Source organism: Dietzia cercidiphylli (assembly GCF_014145145.1).
GTDB lineage: Bacteria > Actinomycetota > Actinomycetes > Mycobacteriales > Mycobacteriaceae > Dietzia > Dietzia natronolimnaea.
This window is the reverse complement of record NZ_JAALEA010000353.1, coordinates 1-1703: the sequence shown is the minus strand read 5'-3', so window position 1 is coordinate 1703 and position 1703 is coordinate 1. Positions and strand designations below refer to the sequence as shown.

Annotated in this window: 5 protein-coding genes; 4 read left to right on the top strand and 1 reads right to left on the bottom strand. The window is 68.4% G+C overall.

Annotation, left to right across the window (positions count from 1 at the left end):
• The 4 genes from G6028_RS12730 to G6028_RS12715 all read left to right on the top strand — a co-directional run.
• Positions 1-296, top strand: a 296-nt coding sequence (locus G6028_RS12730; protein WP_206685752.1) for a hypothetical protein, incomplete at its 5' end; no start/stop codon positions are given.
• A gap of 14 nt (positions 297-310) precedes the next feature.
• Positions 311-583, top strand: a complete 273-nt coding sequence (locus tag G6028_RS12725; RefSeq protein ID WP_182659092.1) for a WhiB family transcriptional regulator — start codon at positions 311-313, stop codon at positions 581-583.
• Positions 580-738 carry a hypothetical protein gene (locus G6028_RS12720; RefSeq protein WP_182659091.1) on the top strand — a complete coding sequence of 53 codons (159 nt, stop codon included), beginning with the start codon at positions 580-582 and terminating at the stop codon, positions 736-738. The genes G6028_RS12725 and G6028_RS12720 overlap by 4 nt, the downstream gene beginning before the upstream one ends.
• Positions 735-911, top strand: coding sequence for a hypothetical protein (locus tag G6028_RS12715; protein ID WP_182659090.1), 177 nt, complete (start codon positions 735-737; stop codon positions 909-911). The genes G6028_RS12720 and G6028_RS12715 overlap by 4 nt, the downstream gene beginning before the upstream one ends.
• Before the next feature lie 155 nt (positions 912-1066).
• Here G6028_RS12715 and G6028_RS12710 read toward each other — a convergent pair.
• Positions 1067-1703, bottom strand: a 637-nt coding sequence (locus G6028_RS12710; RefSeq protein ID WP_182659089.1) for a transposase, incomplete at its 5' end; no start/stop codon positions are given.

The following is a 1703-nucleotide window of genomic DNA, read 5'->3' as shown; positions in this document are numbered from 1 at the left end:
ACCGGACGAACCGGTCGAACCGGTCGAACCGGACGGGGGCTGTCCCGATGCGTGACAACCGACCACTGTGGCCCCTGGTCGCTGACGAGATGAGTTCCGACGACCTCGACCGCCTCGACGCCACCCTGACCGAGTGGGCCGGAGTGTCGCTGCACTCCGCCACGATGAACGACCTCACCCAAGCACAGCACTCACTCGACCTGTTCCACGAGGCCGCGGTGAAGGTGTACGCCAGCAAGCTCACCGACGCCGGCATCGCCGAAGTTGAGTCCCACGCGAACGGGGGCAAGCCGTGAACCCACTGGCAAATATGCTCGCCGACATTGTCGACCACCGCCTCGAGGGCGCCGCCTGCACCGGAGAGCACCACCTGTTCGACCCCCGCGCCGACGACGAGACCCAACCCGACTACGCCGACCGGGTCGACCTCGCCCGCATGGTGTGCGGCACCTGCCCGGTTCTCAACGCCTGCCACGGCGTAGCCCAGAACATGCGACCCAACCACCGCGTCGGCGTGTGGGCCGGCATCGCCTACGACCACCGCGGCCGACCAGTCCGCACCCCCTCGAAGGAGTCCAAGTGATCCGCCCCCAGATCGACGTATCCGCGCACGTCTACCGCAGCGACACCCAAGTGGTCATGAAGCTGAACCGCGAGACATTCCGGATGACCGACCGAGAGGCCGTACTGCTCGCAGACGCCCTGGTCGACGCCGCCGAAGTAAAGGAGACACCATGACGGGCACCTTCTACGCCCGCCTGCGCGTCCCTCACCAGCCCATCGAACTGAAACTCGCACCCGCCACCGATGGAGTACGCCTGCAGTTCGGAGACCGCTACCTGTACCTCAACGAACGGATCGCCCGGCAACTCGCCGACGCAATCCACGACGCAATCGACGTGACGCCATGACCGCCCGCCCACTAGCCCCGCTGATTCATGGAGTGTGAGGACGGCTTCTGCCGGGTGACGGTGGGTGCGATTGCGTCCATGGGCGTGCGGGAGCGCCGGCTGGCGCTGCCGGTGGCGGGTCTCCGGGTGGTGCTGTCGTGGGCGGGCAGGTGAGGTCAGGCGGGTTTGGGGATCGCGGCGATCGTGCTGAACACGGCGACGATAGCGACCGCCCAGGGCCACGTTTCGGGGATTTTCACTCTTCGTCGTCGGCCGCTGCGGGCCAGTCGGGCCGCGGCGTGGAGGAAGCGGTAGCGCAGCGCTTTGGGCTCGCACAAGGCCAGGACTGCGGCGTCGCCGGTGCAGGCCAGCATCCGAGTCCAGGCCACGAGGTCAGCGGCGAGCATCACCGCCACCAGCCACGCCTGGTTGAGGGCGAACTCCCGGGAGGGAAGCCGGCCGAGCCCGGTGTCTTTGGCGTGTCGGATCCGGTCCTCCACTCGGGCGTGAGCCCGGTGCCTGGCCTCGAGGAATTGGAGCTGGCCGGTGGCGGTGTTGGTGACGAACGCCTGGTAGCGCCACCCGTCGATCTCCTCGAACATCGATAGCTGGGCGCCCGGGTGGGGCCGTTCGCGGCGGACGATGACTCGCATCCCCGCCGGCCACTTGGCGAGCAGCCCGGGGGCGAGGAATCCGGTCAGTTCGGCAACCTCGGCCCCGTCGCGGATGTCGCCCGACGGGTTCAATGCCGGCCCCCACGCTTCCTCGGGGCAGGTCGCGATGGCCCGGCGTAGCGGGGCGGTGATGGAGAAT